Below are 20,912 nucleotides of genomic sequence, written 5' to 3' on the forward strand. Positions count from 1 at the left end.
GGCCCATCGTGCCGTCTCCGGGCCGCTCAGCGTTCCGCCGCCGGGACCGGCCGGGGCCGGTCCGGCGATGCCGCGGCCGGAGCCGGCCACCAGCGGCGCGAGGCCAGCGCGGCCAGCCCGGCGCCGACGGTGTTGAGCAGGACGTCGTCCACAGAGGAGACGCGGTCGAGCCGGAGGACGTACTGCGCGACCTCGACCAGGATCGAGCAGGCCGCCGCGAGCGCCAGGATCCGCGGCACCGACGCCAGGGCCGCGAACCGCAGCGGGCCGAAGAATCCGAGCGCCGCGAACACCAGCAGGTTGCCCACGATCTGGACGGTCACCGTCAGCGGCCCGCTCGCCAGGACGGTGAGCAGGTCCCGCAGCGGCACCAGGCTCACCCGGCCGGGAACGGCGCCGGCCCGGTCACCCGGCAGCATGATCATCCAGACCCACGGCACGGTGCCGTAGACCATGCCGACCTCGGCCAGCGACCGGCGCCAGGCCGGCCCGCCGCCGCCGCGCCGGCGCGCCAGGAGCCACACCACCAGCGCGGCCAACGGCAGCGCGGCCACCGTGATGAGCACGACCCCGTTGATCGTGCCGAGCCAGCCGTGCCACCCCTTGATCACGCCGCCCCACTTTCTGTACGGCCGAGGATCCGCCCCCGGCCGGCGCGGGCCGGCTCCCCCGGCTCGCTCAGGGTGCCATCCTGCCCCCGGCGGTCCCGCCGTCGGCCCGGTGGCCTCCACCTCGGCAGCCGCGCCCGCACGACGGCCGGGCGCACGAGCACGGCACGGGCCGGCGGAACTACCGCCGACGCCCGCCGCCGAGCGTTCCCGGGCGCTCATTGAGCCTGTTCCACCTGGGTTTGCGCTGGTGGGGAGCAGGCAAGGGTGCCGGTGGCTGTGAGGTGAGGAAGCCCGGGCCGGTTGACGCCCCACCTCAATTTTGGTAAGACCTTAACATTATGGATGTCGCCACACTCTCGGCACAACGCCTCGTACTCACGCTTCACCGCGCCACCACGCTCGTCGACCGCGTCGCTGACACGCACCTGCGGAACATGCACGACGTGACCCTTTCGATGTTCGCCGCGCTGGTGACGATCCACGCAATCGGCCCTGCGCGACAGAGCAAGATCGCCCAAGCCCTCGACGTGTCCAGAGCGGCCGTGACGCAGCGCCTGGTCGAGCTCGTCGCGCGCGGGCTCGTCGAGGTCGCTCCGGATGCCACCGACCAGCGCGCGAATCGCGTCGCCGTCACGAGAAAGGGTCGGGAACTCCTCGACGCGGCATGGAAAGGGCTCGCCGAGATCGACGACGGCATCGACGACGGTGTCGATCTCGAAGCGCTGCAGGGCGCGCTGGACACGCTTGTCGCCAACGCCACACGCCATCTCGCCGGTCAGGCGGGGACGACATGAGCGTCGCCGCCGTCGTGGCCACCCTCGTGCTCACCGCACTCGCTGCGCTCCAGGTGCTCGTCGCGGCCGGCCGGCCGTACGGGCGGCTGGTATGGGGTGGGCAGCACGAGACACTGCCGCGGCGACTCCGCATCGGCAGCGCAGTGTCGGTCGTCGTCTACGCCGTCATAGCCTGGGTGTTGCTCGCGCGCGCCGAGATCTTCGGGCCCTCCAGGCCGTTCGTCGGCATCGCGACGTGGGTGCTCTTCGGGTACTTCGCAATCGGGATCGCACTCAACGCAATCTCGCGAAGCCGCGCCGAACGCCTGGTGATGACGCCGGCATGCGTGGTTTTGGCAGCGTGCTCGCTCACCGTCGCTCTCAGCTGAACCCGACCCCCTGGACCAGCGGCCAGGAGTTGCGCGCCGCCGGGATGCGTCGGCTACCGTTCCGACACCGCGCACGGTAATGCGATTGCACCGGCGGGGAGCCGATTACCGGTTCCGGCCCGTCGATTTCCGCACACCAATTCGCGTACCGTAACGGCGCCTGGAGCAGCGCGAGCGGGGCGCCGCACGCCCACCATGCGCCGGCAAACAAAGCCTTTCCTAACGAAGGTAAGCCTTATCTTGGTCGTCCGGAAGTTCGTGCGGGAACGGCTGCCAACCGCCGCCGAAGCCGCATTTCGCTGCTATGGTGAGCATGATCCTCACTTCGGGCGGACAGGTTTGACGCCCGGCCCGCACGGCTAATACCGAATGGCATTCGAGCACCACGAGGCCGGCCCATTGCTTCCGCCGGCCCGCATGACTTGGAGGCACCATGAAGACCCTGTTGCAGTCTCCGCCGGTACGTGAATGCGCCGCCACCGCGTGCAGTTTCAACGACAACGGGTGTCACGCCCCCGCGATCACCGTGGCGGCGAGCGCCGACGCCGCGTCCTGCGCGACGTTCGTCGAGTCGTCGCTGAGCGGCGGGATCGCGGAGGTCACCGGCGCGGTGGGCGCGTGCGCCCGGGCCGAGTGCGTGTTCAACACCAACCTCGCCTGCACAGCCGAGTCGATCACGGTCGGCCCCGGCGCCACGGTCAGCGACTGCCTGACCTACCAGCCCGCCTGACAAGCGGACACCACGCCCGGACGGGTCACGACGGTCACCGTCGTGACCCGTCGGCGTTGTGCGGCACCCGGCCCGCCGTTGCACAGGTAAGCCTTACCTACTACCGTCTGACCTGGCCGACTTCACCCTTCCCGGCCGAGGAGACAGACATGGCGTTGCACCCCGCCGGGCGTCCGGCCCCGCCGGCCGGCGTCGCCCCGGTCGCCGCAGGGCCGTCGGCGGTCACCTCCGCGCCCCGCGACGCCGTCGCCGCCCGGTGCGTGCTCACCGCCGCCTCCTCGCTGCGACTCACGCTCGGCGACACCACCGCCGACCTCCTCTCCGCCCACGCCGTCCTCCCGGACGGCACGATCGTCCTCGCCGTCGACGCGATGAGCCGCACCGGCGGCCTGCTGGTCGCCGCCCGGGGCCACGGCGGCGCGGTACGGCTCGACGTGACCCACCTCGCCCCGGTCGCCGTCCGCTCCCGGGTACGCGCCCGGCTGCGGATCACCGGCACGGCCCGCCGGTTCGACCCGGCCGCCCTCGACTCCTGCGACCCGGCCACCGTGATGTCGCTGCTCGACCTGCCCCCGGTGGCGTTGTGGGCGATCGAGCCGGCCGAGATCGTCCTGTTCCGCGCCGCCGGTTCCGCGTCGGTGGATGTCGGTGCGTACCGCTCCGCCCGGCCGGACCCGATCGCCGTCGACGAGGCCGCCCACCTTCAGCACCTGACGCGGTGCCACAGCGACCTCCTCGACCGGCTCGGCGCGCTCGTCGACCCCGCCACCGCCGCCGGATCGACCCGGATCGTCCCGGTCGCCCTCGACGCCGAGGGCATCGTGCTGCGCGCCGAGCGGCCGGACGGCCACGCCGACACCCGGCTGCCCTTCGCCCGCCCGGTCACCGCCGGGGGCGGCCTGCCCGAGGCGCTGCGGACGCTGCTCGGCTAGCGCGTCCAGCCGCTTTACCTGCCGGCCGCGTGTGCCGGCCCTTGAGGACCGCGGCCCGACCCGGTAGAAACGGCGGGACCGACGGGAGATCAGCCATGACCGAGGCCGACGGGCAGTTGTCCGCGACGCCGCGCACGAGCCTGCGCCGGATGAAGGAGAAGGGGCACCGCGACCGCGGCGCCCTGTTCGACGTGCTCCGGGCCGGCTTCGTCTGCCACCTCGGCGCGCTCGTGGACGGTGGCCCGATGGTGGTGCCGACCGTCTACGGGTTCGACGACCGGCACCTCTACCTGCACGGCTCGGTGGCCAGCCGGAGCCTCACCACCGACACCGACGTCTGCGTCACGGTCACCGTGGTCGACGGCCTGGTGCTGGCGCGCTCGGTGTTCGAGCACGGCGTCAACTACCGCAGCGCGATGATCTACGGCCGGCCCCGATGGGTGACGGACACCGAGGAGAAGCTGCACGGACTGCGGCTGCTCACCGAGCACGTCGCACCCGGCCAGTGGGACCACGCCCGCCGCCCGAACCGGCGCGAGCTGGCGGCCACGGCCCTGCTGGCGCTGCCGCTGGCCGAGGCGTCGGTGAAGACCCGCAGCGGCCCGCCGGACGACGGTGACAGCCCGGACGCCGCGCTCGGGCTCTGGGCCGGCGAGCTTCCGCTCGTGGCCCGCTGGGAGCAGCCGGTGACCGATCCGGCGCTCCCGCCGACCGCGCCGGTGCCGGCCCACGTAGCCGCCCGCGCGGGCACTCGCGCCGACCGCCGCTGACCGGCCGGGGCGCCCGCGCGTGCCACGCGGCCGCCCCGATCCACCGGTGACGTCCTACCGCAGTTGACGGGCGACCTCCGCGAGCGGCAGCCGGGGCTGGACGGCGGCGCGGGCGGCGACCACCGCCAGCGCCCGGGGCACGCCCGCGCAGTGGGCGATGATCTGCCGTACCGCCTCGCGTTCGGCGGTGAGGCGACGCTCGCCGAGACGGGCCGCCAGCAGCTCCCACGCCTCGCCGGCCGCCAGCTCGTCCACCACGATCGGACGCGCGGCCTCGCCGACGACCAGACCGGTGAGGCGGTCCCGGCTGGTCACCACCACCATGCAGCCGGGGACGCCGGGTAGCAGCGGCCGCACCTGGTCGGCGTCGCGCGCGTCGTCGAGCACGATCAGCATCCGGCGCCCGGCGAGCACGCTGCGGTACAGCCCGGCGCGCGCGGTCGGGCCGCAGGGAATGCCGCCGGGCACGTCGAGCGCCTCGATGAGGCCGCCGAGCGCCTCCGTGGGGGTCACCGCCGGCCGGCGCGGGTCGCTGCCGCCGAGCTGGACGTGCAGCACACCGTCGACGAACCGGGCGGCGGACCGGTGGGCCCAGCGCAGCGCCAGCGCCGTCTTGCCGATCCCGGAGCGTCCGATCAGGACGCACACCACGACACTGGACATCCGCCGCGGTCCGCCGTCGAGCAGCCGGTCGAGTTGCCGCAGTTGTGCCGATCGGCCGGTGAAGCCGGGAATCTCCAGCGGCAACTGCATGGGGCGGATCCGGGCCGGCGCCGGATGGGCCGGCAGGCCGAGCACGTCGCGCAGCAGCCGGACGGTCGCGGGCCGCGGGCGGGTCACCCGCGACGACTCCAGGTTCCGGATGCTCCGGACGCTCAGTCCGGTGCGGGCGGCCAGTTCCTCCTGAGTCAGGTTGGCCCGCCGCCGAGCGGTAGCAATTTCGTCACCCAACGTATCCATGTAGCCGATCACAGCGTCGTCTCCGTACCGGTTCTGGTGGATTCGTGCAGGAGGACCACCACGCCGCGGCCACTGAGCGGGCAGTCAGCGGCGCCATTGCCGGTGATCTGCCGGTGAAGCGCCTGTTGGCCAGACGAGGTTAGGTCCACAGTGGGACCGACGCTATCGACCGAAGTCGAATTGCCACTCCGGCAGGCGGCTGGCTCGGCGTCGCAGAAGCACCACTTACGGTCACTCTCCGCAAACCCTGATCCGTCCGGCGCGCCCGACGGGCGTCGCGCCGTCCAGGAGGACGAACATGCGAAGGTACGTCAGCGACACCGCCGAACTCACCGACGAGTACGGCATCCAGATCGGCCGCTGGACCCAGTACCGCGATCTCGGCCCGTTGCCGTTCGACGCCATGTGGTGCGTGATCCCGCCCGGCGGCAGCAGCAGCGAGGACGTCCACCCCGAGGTGGAGTTCGCCGTGGTGACCCGCGGCACCGCCATCTACGAGGCGGGCGGCGAGAAGGTCGAGGTGCCGACCGGCGGGGTGATCCTGCTCGAACCCGAGCAGCGCCACGTCATCCACAACCCCTCCCCCGAACAGCCGCTCACCATCCTGAGCATCTACTGGGTGCCGCGCCCCGAGACCGGGCAGCCGGACGCGGGTGACGGGACCGACCGTGGTTGACGGTCCGGCCGGGCGGGGCGCGGTGCTCCTGGTCACCCCGCCGCCGACCCCCAACGGTCCGCTGCACCTGGGGCACCTCAGCGGCCCGTACGTCGCCGGGGACGTCGCGGCCCGCGCGTTGCGCGCCGCCGGCCGCCGGGTGGTGACCCAGTGCGGGCTGGACGCCCACCAGAACTACGTGCTCGCCCGGGCGGAGGCACACGGCGAGACGCCCGCCGACACCGTTGCCCGCTACGGGTCGCTGATCCACACCGCGTTGCGCGCCGCGCGCATCCGGTACGACGTGATGGCCGACCCGCTGGCCGACGAGACGTACCGCCGGGCGGTGGCCGGCCTGCTCACCGAACTGGTCGCGGCGAAGGTGGTCGAGGTCGCCCCGGTGTCGCTGCGTGCCTGCGCGGCCTGCCGGCGGACCCTGCACCACGTCCGGGTCGCCGGGCGCTGCCCGGCCTGCGGGGCCGGCGCGAACGGCGGCACCTGCGAGGGGTGCGGCGGCTTCTGCACCGCCGCGAACCTGGTCGACGCGCGGTCGACCTGCTGCGACGCGCCACCGGAGCCGGTCACCCACACGGTGCCGGTGCTGCGGCTGGACGAGCACCGGGGACGGCTCGCCGAGTTCTGGTCAGGGGCGGTGCTGCCGCCAAGGCTGCGCCGGCTCGTCGCGTCGTACCTGGACGGCGGGCTGCCGGAGGTGCCGCTGGCGTACCCGACGGACTGGGGCATCGAGTGGGACGACGGCCTGCGCATCGACGTCTGGGCGGAGATGGCCCTTGCCAACCTGCTGCTGCCCGCCCGCCACCTGCGGCCGGACGCGGAGACGCTGGCCGGGTACCTCGACGCGTGGCAGGACGTGGACGAGCAGTGGATTTTCCTCGGGGTGGACAACGCCTTCTACTACGCGCTGCTCATCCCGGCCCTGCACCTGGCCGCCGGGCTGCCGGACCGGCCGACCGGCCTGGTCGTCAACGAGTTCTACCGGCTCACCGGCGCGAAGTTCTCCACCAGCCGTGGGCACGCGATCTGGGCGCACGAGCTCCTGTCCGGCGAGGACCCGGCAGTGGTCCGGGCGTTCCTGAGCTGGGACCGGCCGGACAGCTACGAGTCCGACTTCCGGCCGGAGGTGTACGAGGCGTTCAAGGCGCGGTACGCGGCGGCCCTCGCCGGCGCCGTACCCGGCCTGGACGGTGTGCTCGCCGACGTCGAGCTGACCCGGGGCGAGCAGGCGCTGCGCCTGGCGCACTTCGACCCGGCCACTGCCGTCCGGGCGGCGCTGGCCGCGTACCCCGGTGACCCGGACCGGGCGGCCCGCCTGCTCGGCGTCGTCGGCGGCGCGGAACCGGCGGCCTCCGATGGGTGAACCCCGGGTGCTCGTCGTCGGCGCCGGCCTCGCCGGCGTCCTGCTCGCCCGGCGGCTGCGGGACGCGGGCGCCGAGGCGGTGCTGATCGGCCCGCACGGCGGCGGCCCGGGCGGCCGGCACGCCGACGCCACCGCCGCCTCCGGCGGGCTGGTACGCGCCTTCGAGCCCGATCCGGTCGCCCGGTCCCTGGCCACCGAGAGCCTCGCCGAACTGCTGGACGAACCGGCCCTCGCCACGGCCGCCGGGTGGCGGGCCACCGGATCGCTCTACCTGCTCGACGCCGGGGCGGCGGCCGGGGCGGCCGGGGCCGAGGTGCTGACCCGCGACGAGGTCGCCCGGCGGTTCGGCTTCGACCGGCTGCCGGACGGCACGGTGGCGGTCTGGGAGCCCGGGGCCGGCTACCTCGACCCGGACCGGTTGCGCCGCAGCGTCCTGCGGGGCCTGGACGGGATCGAGACCACGCCGGTGGCCCGCCTCGGCGACGGCGCGGTCGAGCTGCGCGACGGCCGCCGGCTCACCGGCGACCTCGTCGTCGTGGCGGCCGGGGCCTGGACGCCGGGCCTGCTCCGCGCCGCCGGGCTGCCGACCACGCTGCGCACCAAGCACATCCAGTACGCCCACCTCCGCAGCGGCCGGGCCGACCTGCCGTGTTTCGTCGACGAGACGAGCGGCCTGTACGGGCGGCCCGCCGGTCCGGGGCGCGTCCTTCTCGGGCTGCCCAGCGACTGCTGGGACGTCGACCCGCCGGCGCCCGGGCCGGACACCGGGCTGGCGGCGCGGGTCCTCGCGGTCGCCGCACGGCGGCTGCCCGGCCTGGACCCGCGCCCGGACGGCCCGCCGGTCAGCGCCGCCGACTGCTACAGCGACCCGCCCGGCCTGGCCCTGCGCGCCGTGGCCGGCACCGTGCACACCTTCACCGGCGGCAGCGGCGGCGCCGCCAAGACCGTCCTGGCCGCCAGCCGGCTCGCCGCCACCGCCCTGCTGAACTCCCGATCCGCGATCCGTGTCCCGCACGGCTAGACACAGAGGCAGACTGATGACGCAGACCTATCACACAGTGGGAATCGGCGCGGGGCCGGCGAACCTGAGCCTCGCCGCGATGTACGACGCGCTCGCGCCGCACGACATCGCGCTGTTCGAGGCGCGGGACCAGCCGGGCTGGCACGACGGGATGCTGCACAGCGGCGTACGCATGCAGACCGGCTGGGTCAAGGACCTGGTCTCGCTCTACGACCCGACGCACCCGCTGTCGTTCCTCAACTACCTGGTCACCACCGGCCGGGTCTACGCCCTGCTGGGCGCCGGCTTCGACACCATCCCCCGGATCGAGTACCAGCAGTACCTGGTGTGGGCGGCGGAACAGTTGCCGCGCATCACCTACGGCACCCGCGTCGACCGGGTCGAGTTCGACGGCGCGATCGTCAGCCGCAGCGGCGGCGCGGAGGTCGCCCGCTCCCAGCACCTGGTGCTCGGCAGCGGGACCGTCGCTTTCGTACCGGACTTCCTGGACGCCCTGGATCCCCGGCACCTGTTCGTCGCCGACGAGCTGAACCGGCGCCTCGCCGGCGTGCCCGACGAGCCGGACCTGCCGTGGATCGTGATCGGCAGCGGCCAGACCAGCGCGGAGTGCGTCGCGGCCCTGCTCGCCCGCGGCTGCCGCGACATCACGTGGATCGGCCGGCGGTCCTGGTTCGCGCCGCTGGAGGACTCCCCCTCGGCGAACGACCTGTACCGGCCCGCCTACCAGGAGGCGTTCCTCAACCTGTCCCGCGACGTGCGGGAACGGCTGGTCTCCGGGCAGATCCTGACCAGCGACGGCATCTCCCCCGGCACGCTGCGCGGCGTCTACCAGCACAACTACGAGGAGCGGCTGCGGACCGGACGATTCCCGGTCACGATCATGCCGAGCCGTACCGTGACCGGCGCCCGGCAGCTCGACGGGGAGGTCGAGCTGGAGTGCCTCACCGCCGGCAGCGGCGAGGAACGGCACCGGGCGGTGAACGTGATCGTCGCGGCGGGACGGCGGCTGGCCCCGCTGCCCTTCGATCCGGAGCTGTCCGCGCTCATCGACGTGGACGAGCGCGGCGAACCGGTGATCGAGTCGGACTACTCGATCCGGTGGAAGCACGCCGACGACCACAAGATCTTCGTGCTGAACCGGGGGCGGTACGTGCAGGGGCTCGTCGACTCCAACCTGAGCATCCTGCCGATCCGCAGCGCCATGATCCTGAACTCGATCGCCGGCCGCACGGTCTGCCAGTTCCGTGACGACTACGTGAGCACCCGGTGGGCGTGAGCGCGATGACGACATTCGACTACGACGGCCGCGTCTTCGTCTCGGTGGACCACGACGCCGGTGACGGCGCCGAGCCGCTGCGGGGGCACTACCACCAGCGTGGCGACCTGGTCTGGGCGGAGATCACCGGCGGCCCGGTCCGGCACGGCCGGCTGGCCGGCACCTGCGACGCGCAGGGCGTCGTGCGCTTCGCCTACCTGGAGGTGCTCACCGACGGCACCATAGTGGTCGGCGAGTGCGAGTCCCGGCCCGAACGGCTGCCGGACGGCCGGATCCGGCTGCGGGAACAGTGGCGCCGGCACGGACCACGCCAGGACAGCGGCGTCTCCGTCATCGAGGAGGCAGTGCCGGCGCTCGCCGGAGGACAGGAGAGCCGGCGTCGTGTCTGACATCCAGATCATCAGTTTCGTCGCCGCCAGCCTGCTCATCATCATCGTGCCGGGCGTCGACTTCGCGCTCGTCACCCGGCAGACCGTCAGGTACGGCCGGCGGGCCGGGTTCGTGGTGCTGGCCGGGCTGTTCGTCGCCGCGCTGGTGCACGCGTCGTTCGCGACCGCCGGCCTGTCCGCCCTGCTGGTCTCCTCGCCGACGCTCTACACGGTGCTGCGCGTCGCCGGCGCGCTGTACCTGCTCTACCTGGGCGGCACGATCCTCTGGGCGACCCGGCCGCGCCGGACGGTCCCGGCGGCGCAGCCGGTCACTGTCGGCGCGGGCGGAGCCGGGCCGGACACGGACACCGGCGCGGCCGGGCCGGTTCCGGACAGGCCGGCCGCCGACGAGCCGCACGTGGCCCGCCGCTCGTTCGTCATGGGCGTCACCAGCCAGCTGCTGAACGTCAAGGTGGTCGTCTTCTACGTCTCGTTCGTGCCGCAGTTCGTCAAGCCCGGCGACGGGGCGGCGGCCCGTACGGCGGTGCTCGCCGCCACGTTCATCGGCCTCGCGGTGCTCTGGTGGGCCTGCTACATCATGCTCATCGACAGGTTGCAGCCCTGGCTGACCCGGCCGTCCGTGCTGGTGGTGATCGAACGGCTGACCGGGCTCATCCTGATCGTCCTGGCGATCCGGATCGCGCTGAGCCGGTGATCGACGACGGCGCCCGCCGAAAGCGGCGGGCGCCGTCGGTCTCACTGGTTGCGGGGGCGGTGGGCGACGGTGAGGACGTGGGTGGTCGGCCAGTCCAGCGGCCGGCCGTCGAGGTCGGTGAGGGACGCGACGGGTGCGATCCGGTTGTCGATCACCCACTCGTTGCGCACCGGCGCCGAGGCCGGGCCGATCTCGAACCCCGCCTCGGTGAGCAGGTCCGTCCAGTCGGCGAAGCTCAGGCCGCAGAACTGTTCCTGCGTCTCCGACAGCCAGTTGTCCGTGTAGTCCTTGCGGGTCAGATAGTCCATCGCGGCGCCCAGCGCCAGGCGTACCGCGCCGTCCGGGAGCGGCTCGTAGTCGAAGTCGAACGCGAAGTCGACGGCGAACTGGTCCAGCCGCGCCCGCGTCGACAGCCCGCCGACGTAGCGCCGGACCTCCGCCGAGGTCAGCTCGGCGAGATCCCGGCGGGGCGCGGCGGGGTTGTCGCCGTCGTCGGTGGACAGTCGCAGGAGCACCTGCCGCCGCGGGTCGTCCGGACCGCACACGTCGCTGTTGATCCAGACGCCGCCGGGCACCGTGTGGTCGTGGATGCGGCGGGCGAACTGCAGCAGTGACTCCCGCCGCCGCCCGTACGACCAGATCTCGTGGGTCAGCGCGAACGTGAGCGTGGTGTCCACCGAGCGGTCCTTGAACACCGCTCCGCCGAGGACGTTGCGGTGGAAGAAGTAGACGTTGGCGTTGCGGAACACGCCCTGCGCCTTCTTGTGCAGGCACTCCTGGTAGAGGTGGCGGGCGACCTCCACGCCGATCAGGTCGCTCTCGCGCAGCGCGGCCTCCCGGTCGGCGAGTTCCAGGACGGCGCCCGCGCCGCAGCCGATGTCCACGATGCGTCCGGGCTGCACGTACCGGCGTACCGAGTCCCACTTGCGCTGCGCGGCAGTGGCGAACGCCTCCACGTAGGTCCGGTAGTCGCGGGTCACTGTGAGACCGCCCTCGTCGCCGACGAGCGGGTCGTTCACCACCGACCGGATCGACTCGACCAGGCGGTAGCGCTCGAACACGTCGATCGTGGCCGGGTGGGTGAGCGCGCGCCAGGTCTCGTCCCCGGCGGCCAGGCGCAGCAGCACGTCCCACGGCCGTTCGGGCGGCTCGGGCAGGTCCGGGTCCGCCTCGACCTGCGCGATCGGGAAGCCGAGACGTTCGTACAGCTTCGCGACCTCCGGCGTGGAGCAGGCCAGCACGGTGTCGGCGGGGGTGAGTTCGAGCCCGGTGGCCACCGCGATGGACTTCAGCGTCACCTCGGCGAACGCGTCGGTGTACGCGGTGTCGAAGATCGGCACCACCACCGAGCGCAGCCCGCTCAGCACGCTGAACCGTTCGACAGCGGCTTCCCGCCGGTGGTACGGCACCGGGTTGCGCCTGGTGTTCTCGTGGTTGGCCGACGTCACCGCCCAGACCACAGTGGCGTCGTCCCCGGCCAGCCGTCGCAGGTAGCCGGCCTGGAAGCGGGTCAGCAGGTGGTGCCGACCCGGGAAGAGCACGAAGCGGGCCGGCGCGTCGGTCATGTTCCCCTCACCTGGGCCGATGGGCGGTGCGCGATCATACCGGGACGCTCCAGGAGCGCCACAGATGCCCGTACCGGCCGTCGGCGGCGAGCAGTTCTGAGTGCGTGCCCTGCTCCACGATCCGCCCGTGGTCGAGCAGGACGATCCGGTCGGCGGCGACCGCCTGGCTGAGCCGGTGGGCCACGATCAGCGTGGTCAGTCCCTCGGTGGCGGCCAGCGCCGCCCGGTCCAGGTCGCGGGCGCCGGCGCTGCCGGCCTCGGCGGTGGCCTCGTCCAGCACGGCGACGGCGGGCGCGGCCAGCACCAGCCGGGCCAGGGCGACCTGCTGGGCCTGCGCGGCGGTGAGCCGGTGGGCGCCCTCGCCGACCGCTGTGGCCAGCCCGTCCGGCAGCGCGCGCAACCAGGTGGTGGCGCCGACCCGGTCCAGCGCGTCGAGCAGTTCGGCGTCGGTGGCGTCCGGGGCGGCCAGGCGCAGGTCCTCGGCGAGCGACCCGGCGAAGACGTGCACCTCCTGGCTGACCAGCGCGACGTCGCGCCGCACGGCGTGCTCGCCCCGCTCGGTCAGCGGCACGCCGCCCAGGCGTACCGACCCGTCGGTGGGCGCGATGATCCCGGCGGCGATGCCGGCGAGCGTGCTCTTGCCCGCGCCGCTGGCGCCCACGAGCGCGACCCGCTCACCCGGGGCCAGGCGCAGGTCGACGTCGGCCAGGACCAGGGGGCCGTCGTCGTCGTAGCGGTGGCGGCGGACCGTGACGTCCAGCGCCGCCGGGCCGCGCCGCCCGGCCGGCGAGGGCGCCGGGCCGGACGGGGCGGTGTCGGGCAGCGTGGCCACGCCGACCAGCCGGGCGAGGCTCGCGCCGGCCTGCAGCACCGAGTCGGACTCCATCAGCAGCAGGCCGATGGGGTTGAACAGGCGGTGGAAGTAGAGCGCGGCGGTGGTCGCCGCGCCCACTGTGACCAGGTCGGCGCGGACCAGGAAGAACCCGGCGACGAGCACCGCGGCCAGGCCGAGGAACTCCGACCTGTTGATCCGCAGCCCGAAGCGGGTGTGCAGGTTGAAGATCTCCAGCGACAGGTCGCGCGCCACGCCGGAGCGCTCGGCGATCGCCGCGACGTGCGCGTCCTCGGTCCGGTACGCGCGCACGGTGGCCGCGCCGCGCAGCGCGCCGGCCATCGCCTGCGTCCGCTCGCCGGTGGCGACGCGCTCGCGGGCGTAGTACGGCACCGACCGGCGCAGGTACCAGCGCAGCGCCAGCGCGTAGGCGGGCGAGGCGACCAGCCCGGCGAGGCCGAGCCGCCAGTCGAGCGCGACCAGCCCGAACACGGTCAGCACCACTGACAACAGCGCGCCGACGAACGCCGGGCCGCTGACCGCGATCACGTTCGTCACCACCGCCACGTCGTCGCCGACCCGGGCCAGCAGGTCGCCGGTGCCGGCCCGTTCCAGCGTCGCCGAGGGCAGGTGCAGCGCCCGGTCGAGGACCCGCTCGCGCAGCCGGGCCAGCACCGTCTCCCCCAGGCGGGACGCGAGCGCGGCCCCGGCGGCGGTGAGCAGTCCGGTGAGCACTGCCGCACCGGCGATCACCGCCACCCGGCCGGCGATCCGGGAGACCGGAGCGTCGGCGATGACGTCGTCGACGAGGCGGCCGAGCACCCAGGGCGCGACCAGCCCGCCGGTGGCGGCGGCGACGAGCACGGCGGTCGCGGCGGCGCTGAGGCCGGGTCGCCGGCGGAACTCCGCGCCGAGCGTCGTCCAGGTCCGCCGGGCGGTCGCGGTGGGCAGCAACACCCGGGTGGGTTCGGCGGTACGCGGGTCAGCGGTCACCGCAGTGTCTCCTCGCGGTAGCGGGCGTCGGTGGCCAGCAGGTGCTCGTGCGTCCCCTCGGCGGCCACCCGGCCGTCGGCGATCACCACCACCCGGTCGGTGATCCGCAGCAGGGCGGGGCTGCTGGTGACCAGCAGGGTGCCCCGGGGCGCTTCGCGGCGCGCGCCGGCCAGTCCGTCGGCGAGTTGGGCCTCGGTGGCCGCGTCCACGGCGGTGGTGGGGTCGTGCAGCACCAGCACCGGCGGGTCGGCGTGCAGCGCCCGCGCCAGCCCGAGCCGCTGACGCTGCCCGCCGGAGAGGTTGGCGCCCCGCTCGACGAGCCGGTGGCCGAGGCCGCCGGGGTGCGCGTCCACCACGTCGTCCGCCGCGGCCGCCCGGACCGCGGCGCGCAGGCGCCCCTCCTCGGTCCTGCTCCCGGCGGCGACGTTGGCGGCCACCGTGCCCTCGAACAGCGTCACGTCGTGCGGCTCGACCAGCACGGCGCCGCGCAGCGCGTCGACGTCCAGGTCGTCGGCGGGTACGCCGTCGACGCGTACCGTGCCCCGGCGCCGGTCCGCGGGCACCCGCCCGGACAGCAGCGCCACCAGCGCGTCCGCGTCGGCCGGGTCGTACGCCAGCACGCCGACGATCTCTCCCGGGTCGACCCGCAGGCACACCCCGTCCAGCCCGGCGTGCCCGACGTGGTCGAGGACGAGCCGCGGCCCGTCCGTGCGGTCCGGCCGGGGCGCGCTGCCCGGCCGGGTCAGCGGCTCGGAGCCGAGCACGCGCGCGACCCGGGCGGCGGAGGCGCGGGCCATCGCGAACAGCTGCACGCAGTAACCCAGCGTCTGCACCGGCTCGGCGACGAACTGCGCGAGACCGACCACGGTGACCAGCTCGCCGATGGTGAGCCGGCCGCGCAGCGCGAGCCAGCCGGCGACCCCGGCGACGGCGGCGAGGAAGAGGCCGTTCGCGGCGGTGGTGAGCCCGAGGTGCAGGCCCTTGGTGTTGGCGGCGCGCAGCGTCACGGCGAGGGCGCGCCGGCTGGCCTCGGCGTACCGGCCGGCGGCGTGGTGCTGGGCGCCGATGCCGCGCAGCACGCGCAGGCCGGAGACGAGGTCCACGGCGAGCGCGGTGGTCTCCGCGAGGGCCTCCTGCTGGGAGGCGCTACGCCGGGACAGCAGCGGCGCCATCCGTTGCAGCGCCAGGACCAGCACCGGTACGCCGATGAGCACGCCGAGTCCGAGCGGGACGTCGATGACCAGCAGCGCGACCGCCGCGACGGTCAGCGCGCTCACCGCGGCGACGCCGAAGCCGGCCACCCGGACCACGTACGCGGAGAGTTCGGCGTCGGAGGCGGCGACCGAGAGCAGCTCGCCGTCGCGCAGGCCGGAACGGTGCCCGCGCGGGTCGAGCGCGCGCTCGGCCAGCTCGACCCGCAGCAGGTGCGCCTCCCGCTCCACAGCCGCGAACGCCTGGCGGGCGCCGTTGCGGTAGGCGAACGCCAGCACGGTGAACAGGGCGGCGAGGCCGGCGACGGAGTACGCGAGCGCCCACGGGTCGCCGGTCACCACGGCCCGGTCGATGATGACGCCGATCGCCACCGGCACGAGCGCCTCGGTGACCTGGTGCAGCCCGAGCAGGGTCACGCCGATCAGCACCCGGCGGCGCTGGCGGCGCAGCGCCTGGCGGAGCACGTGCCGGGCGGTGACGGCGTTGCCGGGGGGAAGCGGGGACACGAGGGGATGCCTCCAGTGCTGTGAAGTGAGGACAGCCTAACCTCAGCTTCACTGGTGGCCGAACCGCCGGGGGTGGCCGGGCTCACCACGCGCTCCGCCAGCGGGACGCGATCACCGCCGGTAATGTTGATCAGGCCGAGAGTATACGCAAATGTCCGCTGCCCCGAGGAGTGACAATGCTCGATCACGCATCCGGCCGCATCGACATCACACGCCTGCGGGAAGCGCTCGACGGCCGGTGGGCCGAGGTCCGCCGGGCGCACCGCGAACACCTCGACGAACGCTTCCTCCCGGTGTACGGCGAGACCGGTGACCAGGCCCGCGAGCGCATCACCCGGCTGCTGTCCGAACTCCCCGTCGAGCTGGGCATCGCCTCCGGTTTCCCCGCCGAGTACGGCGGCCGCGGCGACGTGGGCGCCTCGATCGTCGCCACCGAGATGCTGGCCCAGGTGGACCTGTCACTGATGGTGAAGGCCGGCGTGCAGTGGGGCCTGTTCGGCGGCGCGGTCGCCGCCCTCGGCACGAAGCGGCACCACGACGCCTACCTGCGGGACATCGTCGCGGGCCGGCTCTTCGGCTGCTTCGCGATGACCGAGACCGGCCACGGCTCGGACGTGCAGCAACTGCGCACCACCTGCACGTACGACCCGCAGACGCAGACCTTCGACCTGCACACCCCGCACGAGGCGGCGCGCAAGGACTACATCGGCAACGCGGCCCGGGACGGGCGGATGGCTGTGGTGTTCGCCCAGCTCGTCACCGGCGGGCACCGCCACGGGGTGCACGCCTGGCTGGTGCCGATCCGCGACGAGCACGGCAAGCCGATGCCCGGCGTGACCATCGGCGACGCCGGACCCAAGGCCGGCCTGCTCGGCGTGGACAACGGGCGGCTCAGCTTCGACCACGTGCGGGTGCCGCGGGACATGCTGCTGGACCGGTACGCGCAGGTCGCCGAGGACGGCACGTACGCCAGCCCGATCGAGAACGACTCCCGGCGCTTCTTCACCATGCTGGGCACCCTGGTCCGGGGCCGGGTGAGCGTGGGCGGCGCCGCGTCGGCGGCCACCAAGTCGGCGCTGGCCATCGCGGTGCGCTACGGCGACATCCGCCGGCAGTTCGCCGACGCCGACGGCGAGCGCGAGGTGCTGCTCAACGACTACCTGGCGCACCAGCGCAAGCTGCTGCCCGCGCTGGCCACCACGTACGCGCTGACCTTCGCCCAGGCGGAGCTGGTCGCGGCGCTCGACGAGATCCAGGGCGGCGACGGGCCGGTCGACGAGCACCGGCAGCGGGAGCTGGAGTCCCGGGCCGCCGGCCTGAAGGCGGCGCAGACCTGGCACGCCACCCGCACCATTCAGATCTGCCGGGAGGCGTGTGGCGGCGCCGGCTACCTGTCCGAGAACCGCCTGCCCAGCCTCAAGGCCGACACCGATGTCTTCACCACCTTCGAAGGCGACAACACGGTGCTGCTGCAACTGGTCGCCAAGGGGCTGCTGACCGGCTACCGGGACGAGTTCGGCTCGCTCGACGGCTGGGGACGCGCCTCCTTCGTGGCCGAGCAGGTACGCGAGATGGTGCTGGAACGCACCGCCGCGCGGGCGCTGATCGCACGTCTGGTCAGTGCCGTGCCCGGGCGCGACGACGAGGTCGCCGTCACCGACCGGGGCTGGCAGCTCAAGCTCTTCGAGGACCGCGAGGAGCACCTCCTCGACAGCGCGGTCCGCCGCCTGCGCGGTGGCGCGTCCACCAAGAAGGACCGCCCCTTCGACATCTTCAACGACGTCCAGGACCACGTCCTCGCCGTCGCCGCCGCGCACATCGACCGGGTGACGCTGGAGGCGTTCGTCGCCGGGATCGACGCCACCGCCGACCCGGCGGTCAAGGAGCTGCTCTCCCGGGTCTGCGACCTGTACGCGCTCACCGTGATCGAGGCGAACAAGGGCTGGCTGCTGGAGCACGGCCGGCTCACCCCGGCCCGCTCGAAGACCATCACCAGCGTGGTGAACGGGCTGCTCAAGGAACTGCGCCCGGACATGCGCACGCTCGTGGACGGCTTCGCCATCCCGGACGCGTGGCTGCACGCGGCGATCCTGCGCGAGGAGCCCGCCCGGCAGGACACGATGGCCGCGCACGACGCCGCCGGCGACCCGCAGGCCGTCCCCGCCTAGCCGGCCGGCGCCACGGCCCCCGGGTCAGCCTCCGGGGGCCGGCGCGGGTTCCGGCCGGGCCGGCGGGCCGGGCGTCGCGGCGGCGTCTCCGTCAGCGGCCTGCGAGGCGGTGTACGCACCGGCGCCGAGCGCCAGGTACAGCCCGCCGAACAGCCAGAAGGCGGCGAACAGGAAGCCGCGCTCGGCCATCGCGAGGACCATGACCAGCGCGCCGGCCAGCGCGGTCACGGCGTAGCCGGCCCGGATCCCGTAGGCGCACAGCGCGCCGGCCGCGAGTGGTCCGGCGATCCACAGCGCCGCGCCGACCCAGCCGATGCCGACCGAGCCACCGGCCGACGCGACCGCCACCAGCACGCCGGGCATCGCCACGAACCCACCGGTCAGATAGCGCCACCACCGTCCACCGGCTCCGCGCCGCACGGCCCACGGCACGATCGCCGCCACCCAGGCCATCAGCGCGAGCGGGAAGTAGTACAGGCCCGTCTCGCCGGCCGCGCAGGCGAACATCGTCAGGACCGTCGCGCCGGCGAACCGTACCCCGGCACGTACCCGGGCGGGCGCCACGAGCGGCGCGGCCGCGACGAGCGCGGGCAGCAGCGTGAGCAGCGCGACTCCCGGGCCGAGCCGGCGGAGGACGCCCTGCTCGCCGGCATCGGCCTGGATCGGCTCCACCGGCACCGTGGACGGCAGCAGGAAGCTCACGCACACGGCGATCAGCACGCCGACCGCCACCGCGACCAGGGACAGGGTCCGCCCGGCCCGGGCCGGGCGGTCCTGGGCCGGCAGCCCCAGTTCCTCCCGCGCCTGCCGGGCCACGTCCCGCGCGGCGCCGAGGCCGGCGAGGATCTCGCCGGTGCTCCGTCCGCTGTCCAGAGCGTCGGCGATGTGCGCGCGGACATCCGCGACGATCTCCTCCGCCGTGCCGGACGGGACGTCCGACAACTCCGCGTCAAGCGCGCGCAGATAGGTCCACGCCGCCTCCGGGAGGCCGTCGTCGCTCATGCTTCCTCCCCCATCAGCTCGTCCACGTGCGGCTGGATCTCCTGCCACACCGCCGCGAACACCCGCAGGTGCGCCCGCCCCTGGTCGGTGATCGCGTAGTACCGCCGGGCGTGCCCCTGCTCGGGGGCCACCCACCGGGTCTGCACGGATCCGGCCTGCCGCATGCGGGCGAGCAGCGGATACAGGCTGCCCTCGCTCGCGGTCAGACCGCGGACGGCAAGCCAGTCGGCCAGTTCCAGGCCGTACATGTCGCGCCGCGAGAGCAGGGCGAGCACGCAGTACTCCAGCACGCCCTTGCGGATGTTCGTGGTGATCCGCTCACGTGCCCCGTCCATGCCTCGCAAGATACCTTGCTATACAAGCCATCTTGCGAGGGGGCCGGAACGCGTACTGCCGGCCGCGCCCGTGGGCGCGGCCGGCAGCGTGGACCGGTACGCGGGGGTCAGTGCCCGTTCAGCTTGCTCTGGACGAAGTCGACGGCACGGTCGCCGATCTGCGGCGCGTACTGGTCGGCGGCCGCGACCGAGGCGGGGAAGTTCTCGCCGGCCCAGACCCGGCTCTGCCCGCACTCGGCGGCCCACTCCGAGTAGCTGTTCCAGGTGAGCATCATGTCGGCGGCCGGGGTCACGCCCGGTTCCACGATCGAGGAGCCCTTGCGGACCGGGATCACGACGGTCAGCTTGTCCGTGCCGGTGAACCGGCGCGCGACCTGGGCGTAGGCGACGCAGACCGCCGCGTTGACCGACGGGTACTCCGGCGCGGCGATGGCGACCGAACTGAGGTAGCTGCGCCACTCCTTGCCGGTGATGTCGTTGACCGTGCCCCGGCCCGGGCCGCCCCACGCGGTCAGCTTCTTGTTCGGGTACAGGTGGCGGATCGCGCTGAACGGCTGCACCGAGTCGTACTTGCGCATGTGGTACCAGGACGCGATCGCCACGTCGAACCCGGCGACGTCGGTCATCACGATGAACCGGACGGAGTCCTCGGTGTTGTACCGGCCCCGCAGGAGCGTGTGCGCGATGGCGCCGTACGGCGTGATGTTGTCGCTGAAGATCTCCGCGCTCATCTTCTTGCGGTCGTCCAGGCCCGCCGAGGCGCGCAGCACCTCGTCGGCCTGCTTCCGGTAGCCCTTCGGGTTCAGGAGATGGTGGTTCGGCGGCGGGGTGAGCCGGAACTGCTCGGGCCGCTCGAAGGTGATCGGCTTGACCCGGCCGAACTGGGGCGTCGCGAACTCCTGCGTCAGGACGACCTCGCGCTTGGAGATGGTGTTCGGCTGCCAGCGCGACGGGAAGCGCAGCTCGTACGGGCTGTTGACCGGCCGGTAGCCGGTGTAGTCGGCGTACGGCTCACGGTTGTAGCGACGGCCGCCCGCGTCGCCGTCGCGGTTCGTGCCGTCGTTCCGGCGCGCCGCCATCGCGTTCTTCGAGGCGAGGATGCCGATGCCGCTGGCGGTGGTCCGGTCCTCCGCGGTGACGGCCGGGTCCAGGCCGGCGGTGGCCATCATCCGCTGCCAGGTCGCCTCGTGCTGGGGGTAGAGCTTGCTGAGCGAGGTGTAGGCCGAGTAGATGACGGCGATGTTCTTGTTGCGCGTCGTGTGCTCCTCGGCGGGACGGCGGCCGATGGTGGAGAAGATGCCGACCGCGGTGGGGTGGTACGCCGCCAGGGCGTCGAACCACGGCAGTTCGATGAGCATGGCGCGGTCCGCGGCCCAGGACCCGGGCCGGCCGCTGTACTCGACCCGCGGCTCGGTGTTGAGGGCCGGGTAGATGACGTCGGTCAGGGCGTTCCCGTTGTCGAGGTCGAAGGTCGGCGCCTGCGGGGCAGCCGCCACACCGTTTGTCAGCGACGCCACCAGGGCGATCGCCGCGGCGACGGCCGCGACACCCCCGAGATGCCGTTTCCGCGGCCGCCTCAGAATGTTCACCGGGAATTCTCCTCTCCATTGGACCGCCGCAGAAATGTGCTCACAGAAAAATGAGGGGCAGCGGATCGAAGGAACATTAACGCGCGTTATTCAAGCCGGTCCACTACTCGATCGGGTAGTGGCCGCGACAGG

Annotated in this window: 20 protein-coding genes; 12 read left to right on the plus strand and 8 right to left on the minus strand. The window is 73.6% G+C overall.

Features of this window, described 5'->3' with window-relative positions; all coding sequences use genetic code 11:
• Window positions 1-26: 26 nt before the first annotated feature.
• The gene (locus FHU28_RS22775) at window positions 27-611 is read right to left on the minus strand and encodes a VanZ family protein (RefSeq protein ID WP_184686508.1); all 585 of its coding nucleotides are present in this window, start codon (window positions 609-611) and stop codon (window positions 27-29) included.
• A gap of 338 nt (window positions 612-949) precedes the next feature.
• On the opposite strand from FHU28_RS22775, the gene FHU28_RS22780 reads away from it, so the two are divergent.
• The 5 genes from FHU28_RS22780 to FHU28_RS22800 all read left to right on the plus strand — a co-directional run bounded on the left by FHU28_RS22780 (window position 950) and on the right by FHU28_RS22800 (window position 4,205).
• Window positions 950-1,405, plus strand: coding sequence for a MarR family winged helix-turn-helix transcriptional regulator (locus FHU28_RS22780; protein WP_184686509.1), 456 nt, complete (start codon window positions 950-952; stop codon window positions 1,403-1,405).
• Window positions 1,402-1,773 (plus strand): hypothetical protein, encoded by a 372-nt coding sequence (locus tag FHU28_RS22785; protein ID WP_184686510.1) that lies wholly within the window; start codon window positions 1,402-1,404, stop codon window positions 1,771-1,773. The genes FHU28_RS22780 and FHU28_RS22785 overlap by 4 nt, the downstream gene beginning before the upstream one ends.
• 433 nt (window positions 1,774-2,206) lie before the next feature.
• A complete protein-coding gene (locus FHU28_RS22790; RefSeq protein WP_013286940.1) occupies window positions 2,207-2,503 on the plus strand; it encodes a DUF1540 domain-containing protein in 297 nt (98 codons plus the stop codon).
• 149 nt (window positions 2,504-2,652) lie between these two features.
• Window positions 2,653-3,435, plus strand: a complete 783-nt coding sequence (locus FHU28_RS22795) for a DUF2470 domain-containing protein (protein WP_184686511.1) — start codon at window positions 2,653-2,655, stop codon at window positions 3,433-3,435.
• Between the two features lie 95 nt (window positions 3,436-3,530).
• Window positions 3,531-4,205 carry a pyridoxamine 5'-phosphate oxidase family protein gene (locus FHU28_RS22800; protein ID WP_184686512.1) on the plus strand — a complete coding sequence of 225 codons (675 nt, stop codon included), beginning with the start codon at window positions 3,531-3,533 and terminating at the stop codon, window positions 4,203-4,205.
• 54 nt (window positions 4,206-4,259) lie between these two features.
• Here the strand turns inward: FHU28_RS22800 and FHU28_RS22805 are convergent, their stop codons facing one another.
• Window positions 4,260-5,165: a helix-turn-helix domain-containing protein gene (locus tag FHU28_RS22805; RefSeq protein WP_221453267.1), complete on the minus strand. Its 906-nt coding sequence runs from the start codon at window positions 5,163-5,165 to the stop codon at window positions 4,260-4,262.
• Window positions 5,166-5,463: 298 nt separating this feature from the next.
• On the opposite strand from FHU28_RS22805, the gene FHU28_RS22810 reads away from it, so the two are divergent.
• The 6 genes from FHU28_RS22810 to FHU28_RS22835 are packed head-to-tail and all read left to right on the plus strand — an operon-like array spanning window position 5,464 to window position 10,578.
• The gene (locus tag FHU28_RS22810; protein WP_116506688.1) at window positions 5,464-5,841 is read left to right on the plus strand and encodes a cupin domain-containing protein; all 378 of its coding nucleotides are present in this window, start codon (window positions 5,464-5,466) and stop codon (window positions 5,839-5,841) included.
• Window positions 5,834-7,198, plus strand: a complete 1,365-nt coding sequence (locus tag FHU28_RS22815; protein ID WP_184686514.1) for a class I tRNA ligase family protein — start codon at window positions 5,834-5,836, stop codon at window positions 7,196-7,198. The genes FHU28_RS22810 and FHU28_RS22815 overlap by 8 nt, the downstream gene beginning before the upstream one ends.
• On the plus strand, window positions 7,191-8,219 hold the full coding sequence (locus FHU28_RS22820; RefSeq protein WP_184686515.1) for an NAD(P)/FAD-dependent oxidoreductase: 1,029 nt from the start codon (window positions 7,191-7,193) through the stop codon (window positions 8,217-8,219). Before FHU28_RS22815 ends, FHU28_RS22820 begins: the two co-directional genes overlap by 8 nt.
• 16 nt (window positions 8,220-8,235) lie before the next feature.
• Window positions 8,236-9,495, plus strand: a complete 1,260-nt coding sequence (locus FHU28_RS22825) for a lysine N(6)-hydroxylase/L-ornithine N(5)-oxygenase family protein (RefSeq protein ID WP_184686516.1) — start codon at window positions 8,236-8,238, stop codon at window positions 9,493-9,495.
• Window positions 9,496-9,500: 5 nt separating this feature from the next.
• On the plus strand, window positions 9,501-9,884 hold the full coding sequence (locus FHU28_RS22830) for an avidin-fold protein (RefSeq protein WP_073828624.1): 384 nt from the start codon (window positions 9,501-9,503) through the stop codon (window positions 9,882-9,884).
• Entirely contained in the window at window positions 9,877-10,578 is a 702-nt protein-coding gene (locus FHU28_RS22835) for a LysE family translocator (protein ID WP_184686517.1), read from the plus strand. Before FHU28_RS22830 ends, FHU28_RS22835 begins: the two co-directional genes overlap by 8 nt.
• A 41-nt stretch (window positions 10,579-10,619) precedes the next feature.
• On the opposite strand, the gene FHU28_RS22840 is transcribed toward FHU28_RS22835, so the two are convergent.
• From FHU28_RS22840 to FHU28_RS22850, 3 genes are read right to left on the minus strand one after another with little or no spacing between them, the layout of a single operon-like run.
• Window positions 10,620-12,143 (minus strand): class I SAM-dependent methyltransferase, encoded by a 1,524-nt coding sequence (locus tag FHU28_RS22840; RefSeq protein ID WP_184686518.1) that lies wholly within the window; start codon window positions 12,141-12,143, stop codon window positions 10,620-10,622.
• A 34-nt stretch (window positions 12,144-12,177) separates the two neighbouring features.
• Window positions 12,178-13,968, minus strand: coding sequence for an ABC transporter ATP-binding protein (locus FHU28_RS22845; RefSeq protein ID WP_184686519.1), 1,791 nt, complete (start codon window positions 13,966-13,968; stop codon window positions 12,178-12,180).
• Window positions 13,965-15,686: an ABC transporter ATP-binding protein gene (locus FHU28_RS22850; protein ID WP_184686520.1), complete on the minus strand. Its 1,722-nt coding sequence runs from the start codon at window positions 15,684-15,686 to the stop codon at window positions 13,965-13,967. The genes FHU28_RS22845 and FHU28_RS22850 overlap by 4 nt, the downstream gene beginning before the upstream one ends.
• Before the next feature lie 176 nt (window positions 15,687-15,862).
• Here FHU28_RS22850 and FHU28_RS22855 point away from each other — a divergent pair, with 176 nt between their 5' ends.
• Window positions 15,863-17,854, plus strand: a complete 1,992-nt coding sequence (locus tag FHU28_RS22855) for an acyl-CoA dehydrogenase family protein (RefSeq protein ID WP_184686521.1) — start codon at window positions 15,863-15,865, stop codon at window positions 17,852-17,854.
• Window positions 17,855-17,878: 24 nt separating this feature from the next.
• Here FHU28_RS22855 and FHU28_RS22860 read toward each other — a convergent pair whose 3' ends face one another.
• The 3 genes from FHU28_RS22860 to FHU28_RS22870 form a co-directional block, all read right to left on the minus strand.
• Window positions 17,879-18,856, minus strand: a complete 978-nt coding sequence (locus tag FHU28_RS22860) for a DUF1700 domain-containing protein (protein WP_184686522.1) — start codon at window positions 18,854-18,856, stop codon at window positions 17,879-17,881.
• Complete coding sequence (locus tag FHU28_RS22865) at window positions 18,853-19,191, minus strand: PadR family transcriptional regulator (protein WP_116506702.1); 339 nt, start codon at window positions 19,189-19,191, stop codon at window positions 18,853-18,855. The genes FHU28_RS22860 and FHU28_RS22865 overlap by 4 nt, the downstream gene beginning before the upstream one ends.
• A 107-nt stretch (window positions 19,192-19,298) precedes the next feature.
• Window positions 19,299-20,780 (minus strand): vanadium-dependent haloperoxidase, encoded by a 1,482-nt coding sequence (locus FHU28_RS22870; RefSeq protein ID WP_221453268.1) that lies wholly within the window; start codon window positions 20,778-20,780, stop codon window positions 19,299-19,301.
• Window positions 20,781-20,912 lie beyond the last annotated feature (132 nt).

This window comes from Micromonospora echinospora (assembly GCF_014203425.1).
In the GTDB taxonomy this organism is placed as follows: Bacteria; Actinomycetota; Actinomycetes; order Mycobacteriales; family Micromonosporaceae; genus Micromonospora; species Micromonospora echinospora_A.

Excerpts from the sequence above, each read along its gene's own strand:
- FHU28_RS22780 (WP_184686509.1), top strand. The coding sequence starts at position 950 with ATGGATGTCGCCACACTCTCGGCACAACGCCTCGTACTCACGCTTCAC.
- FHU28_RS22785 (WP_184686510.1), top strand. The coding sequence starts at position 1,402 with ATGAGCGTCGCCGCCGTCGTGGCCACCCTCGTGCTCACCGCACTCGCT.
- FHU28_RS22790 (WP_013286940.1), top strand. The coding sequence starts at position 2,207 with ATGAAGACCCTGTTGCAGTCTCCGCCGGTACGTGAATGCGCCGCCACC.
- FHU28_RS22795 (WP_184686511.1), top strand. The coding sequence starts at position 2,653 with ATGGCGTTGCACCCCGCCGGGCGTCCGGCCCCGCCGGCCGGCGTCGCC.
- FHU28_RS22800 (WP_184686512.1), top strand. The coding sequence starts at position 3,531 with ATGACCGAGGCCGACGGGCAGTTGTCCGCGACGCCGCGCACGAGCCTG.
- FHU28_RS22805 (WP_221453267.1), bottom strand. The coding sequence starts at position 5,165 with ATGGATACGTTGGGTGACGAAATTGCTACCGCTCGGCGGCGGGCCAAC.
- FHU28_RS22810 (WP_116506688.1), top strand. The coding sequence starts at position 5,464 with ATGCGAAGGTACGTCAGCGACACCGCCGAACTCACCGACGAGTACGGC.
- FHU28_RS22820 (WP_184686515.1), top strand. The coding sequence starts at position 7,191 with ATGGGTGAACCCCGGGTGCTCGTCGTCGGCGCCGGCCTCGCCGGCGTC.
- FHU28_RS22825 (WP_184686516.1), top strand. The coding sequence starts at position 8,236 with ATGACGCAGACCTATCACACAGTGGGAATCGGCGCGGGGCCGGCGAAC.
- FHU28_RS22830 (WP_073828624.1), top strand. The coding sequence starts at position 9,501 with ATGACGACATTCGACTACGACGGCCGCGTCTTCGTCTCGGTGGACCAC.
- FHU28_RS22840 (WP_184686518.1), bottom strand. The coding sequence starts at position 12,143 with ATGACCGACGCGCCGGCCCGCTTCGTGCTCTTCCCGGGTCGGCACCAC.
- FHU28_RS22855 (WP_184686521.1), top strand. The coding sequence starts at position 15,863 with ATGCTCGATCACGCATCCGGCCGCATCGACATCACACGCCTGCGGGAA.
- FHU28_RS22860 (WP_184686522.1), bottom strand. The coding sequence starts at position 18,856 with ATGAGCGACGACGGCCTCCCGGAGGCGGCGTGGACCTATCTGCGCGCG.
- FHU28_RS22865 (WP_116506702.1), bottom strand. The coding sequence starts at position 19,191 with ATGGACGGGGCACGTGAGCGGATCACCACGAACATCCGCAAGGGCGTG.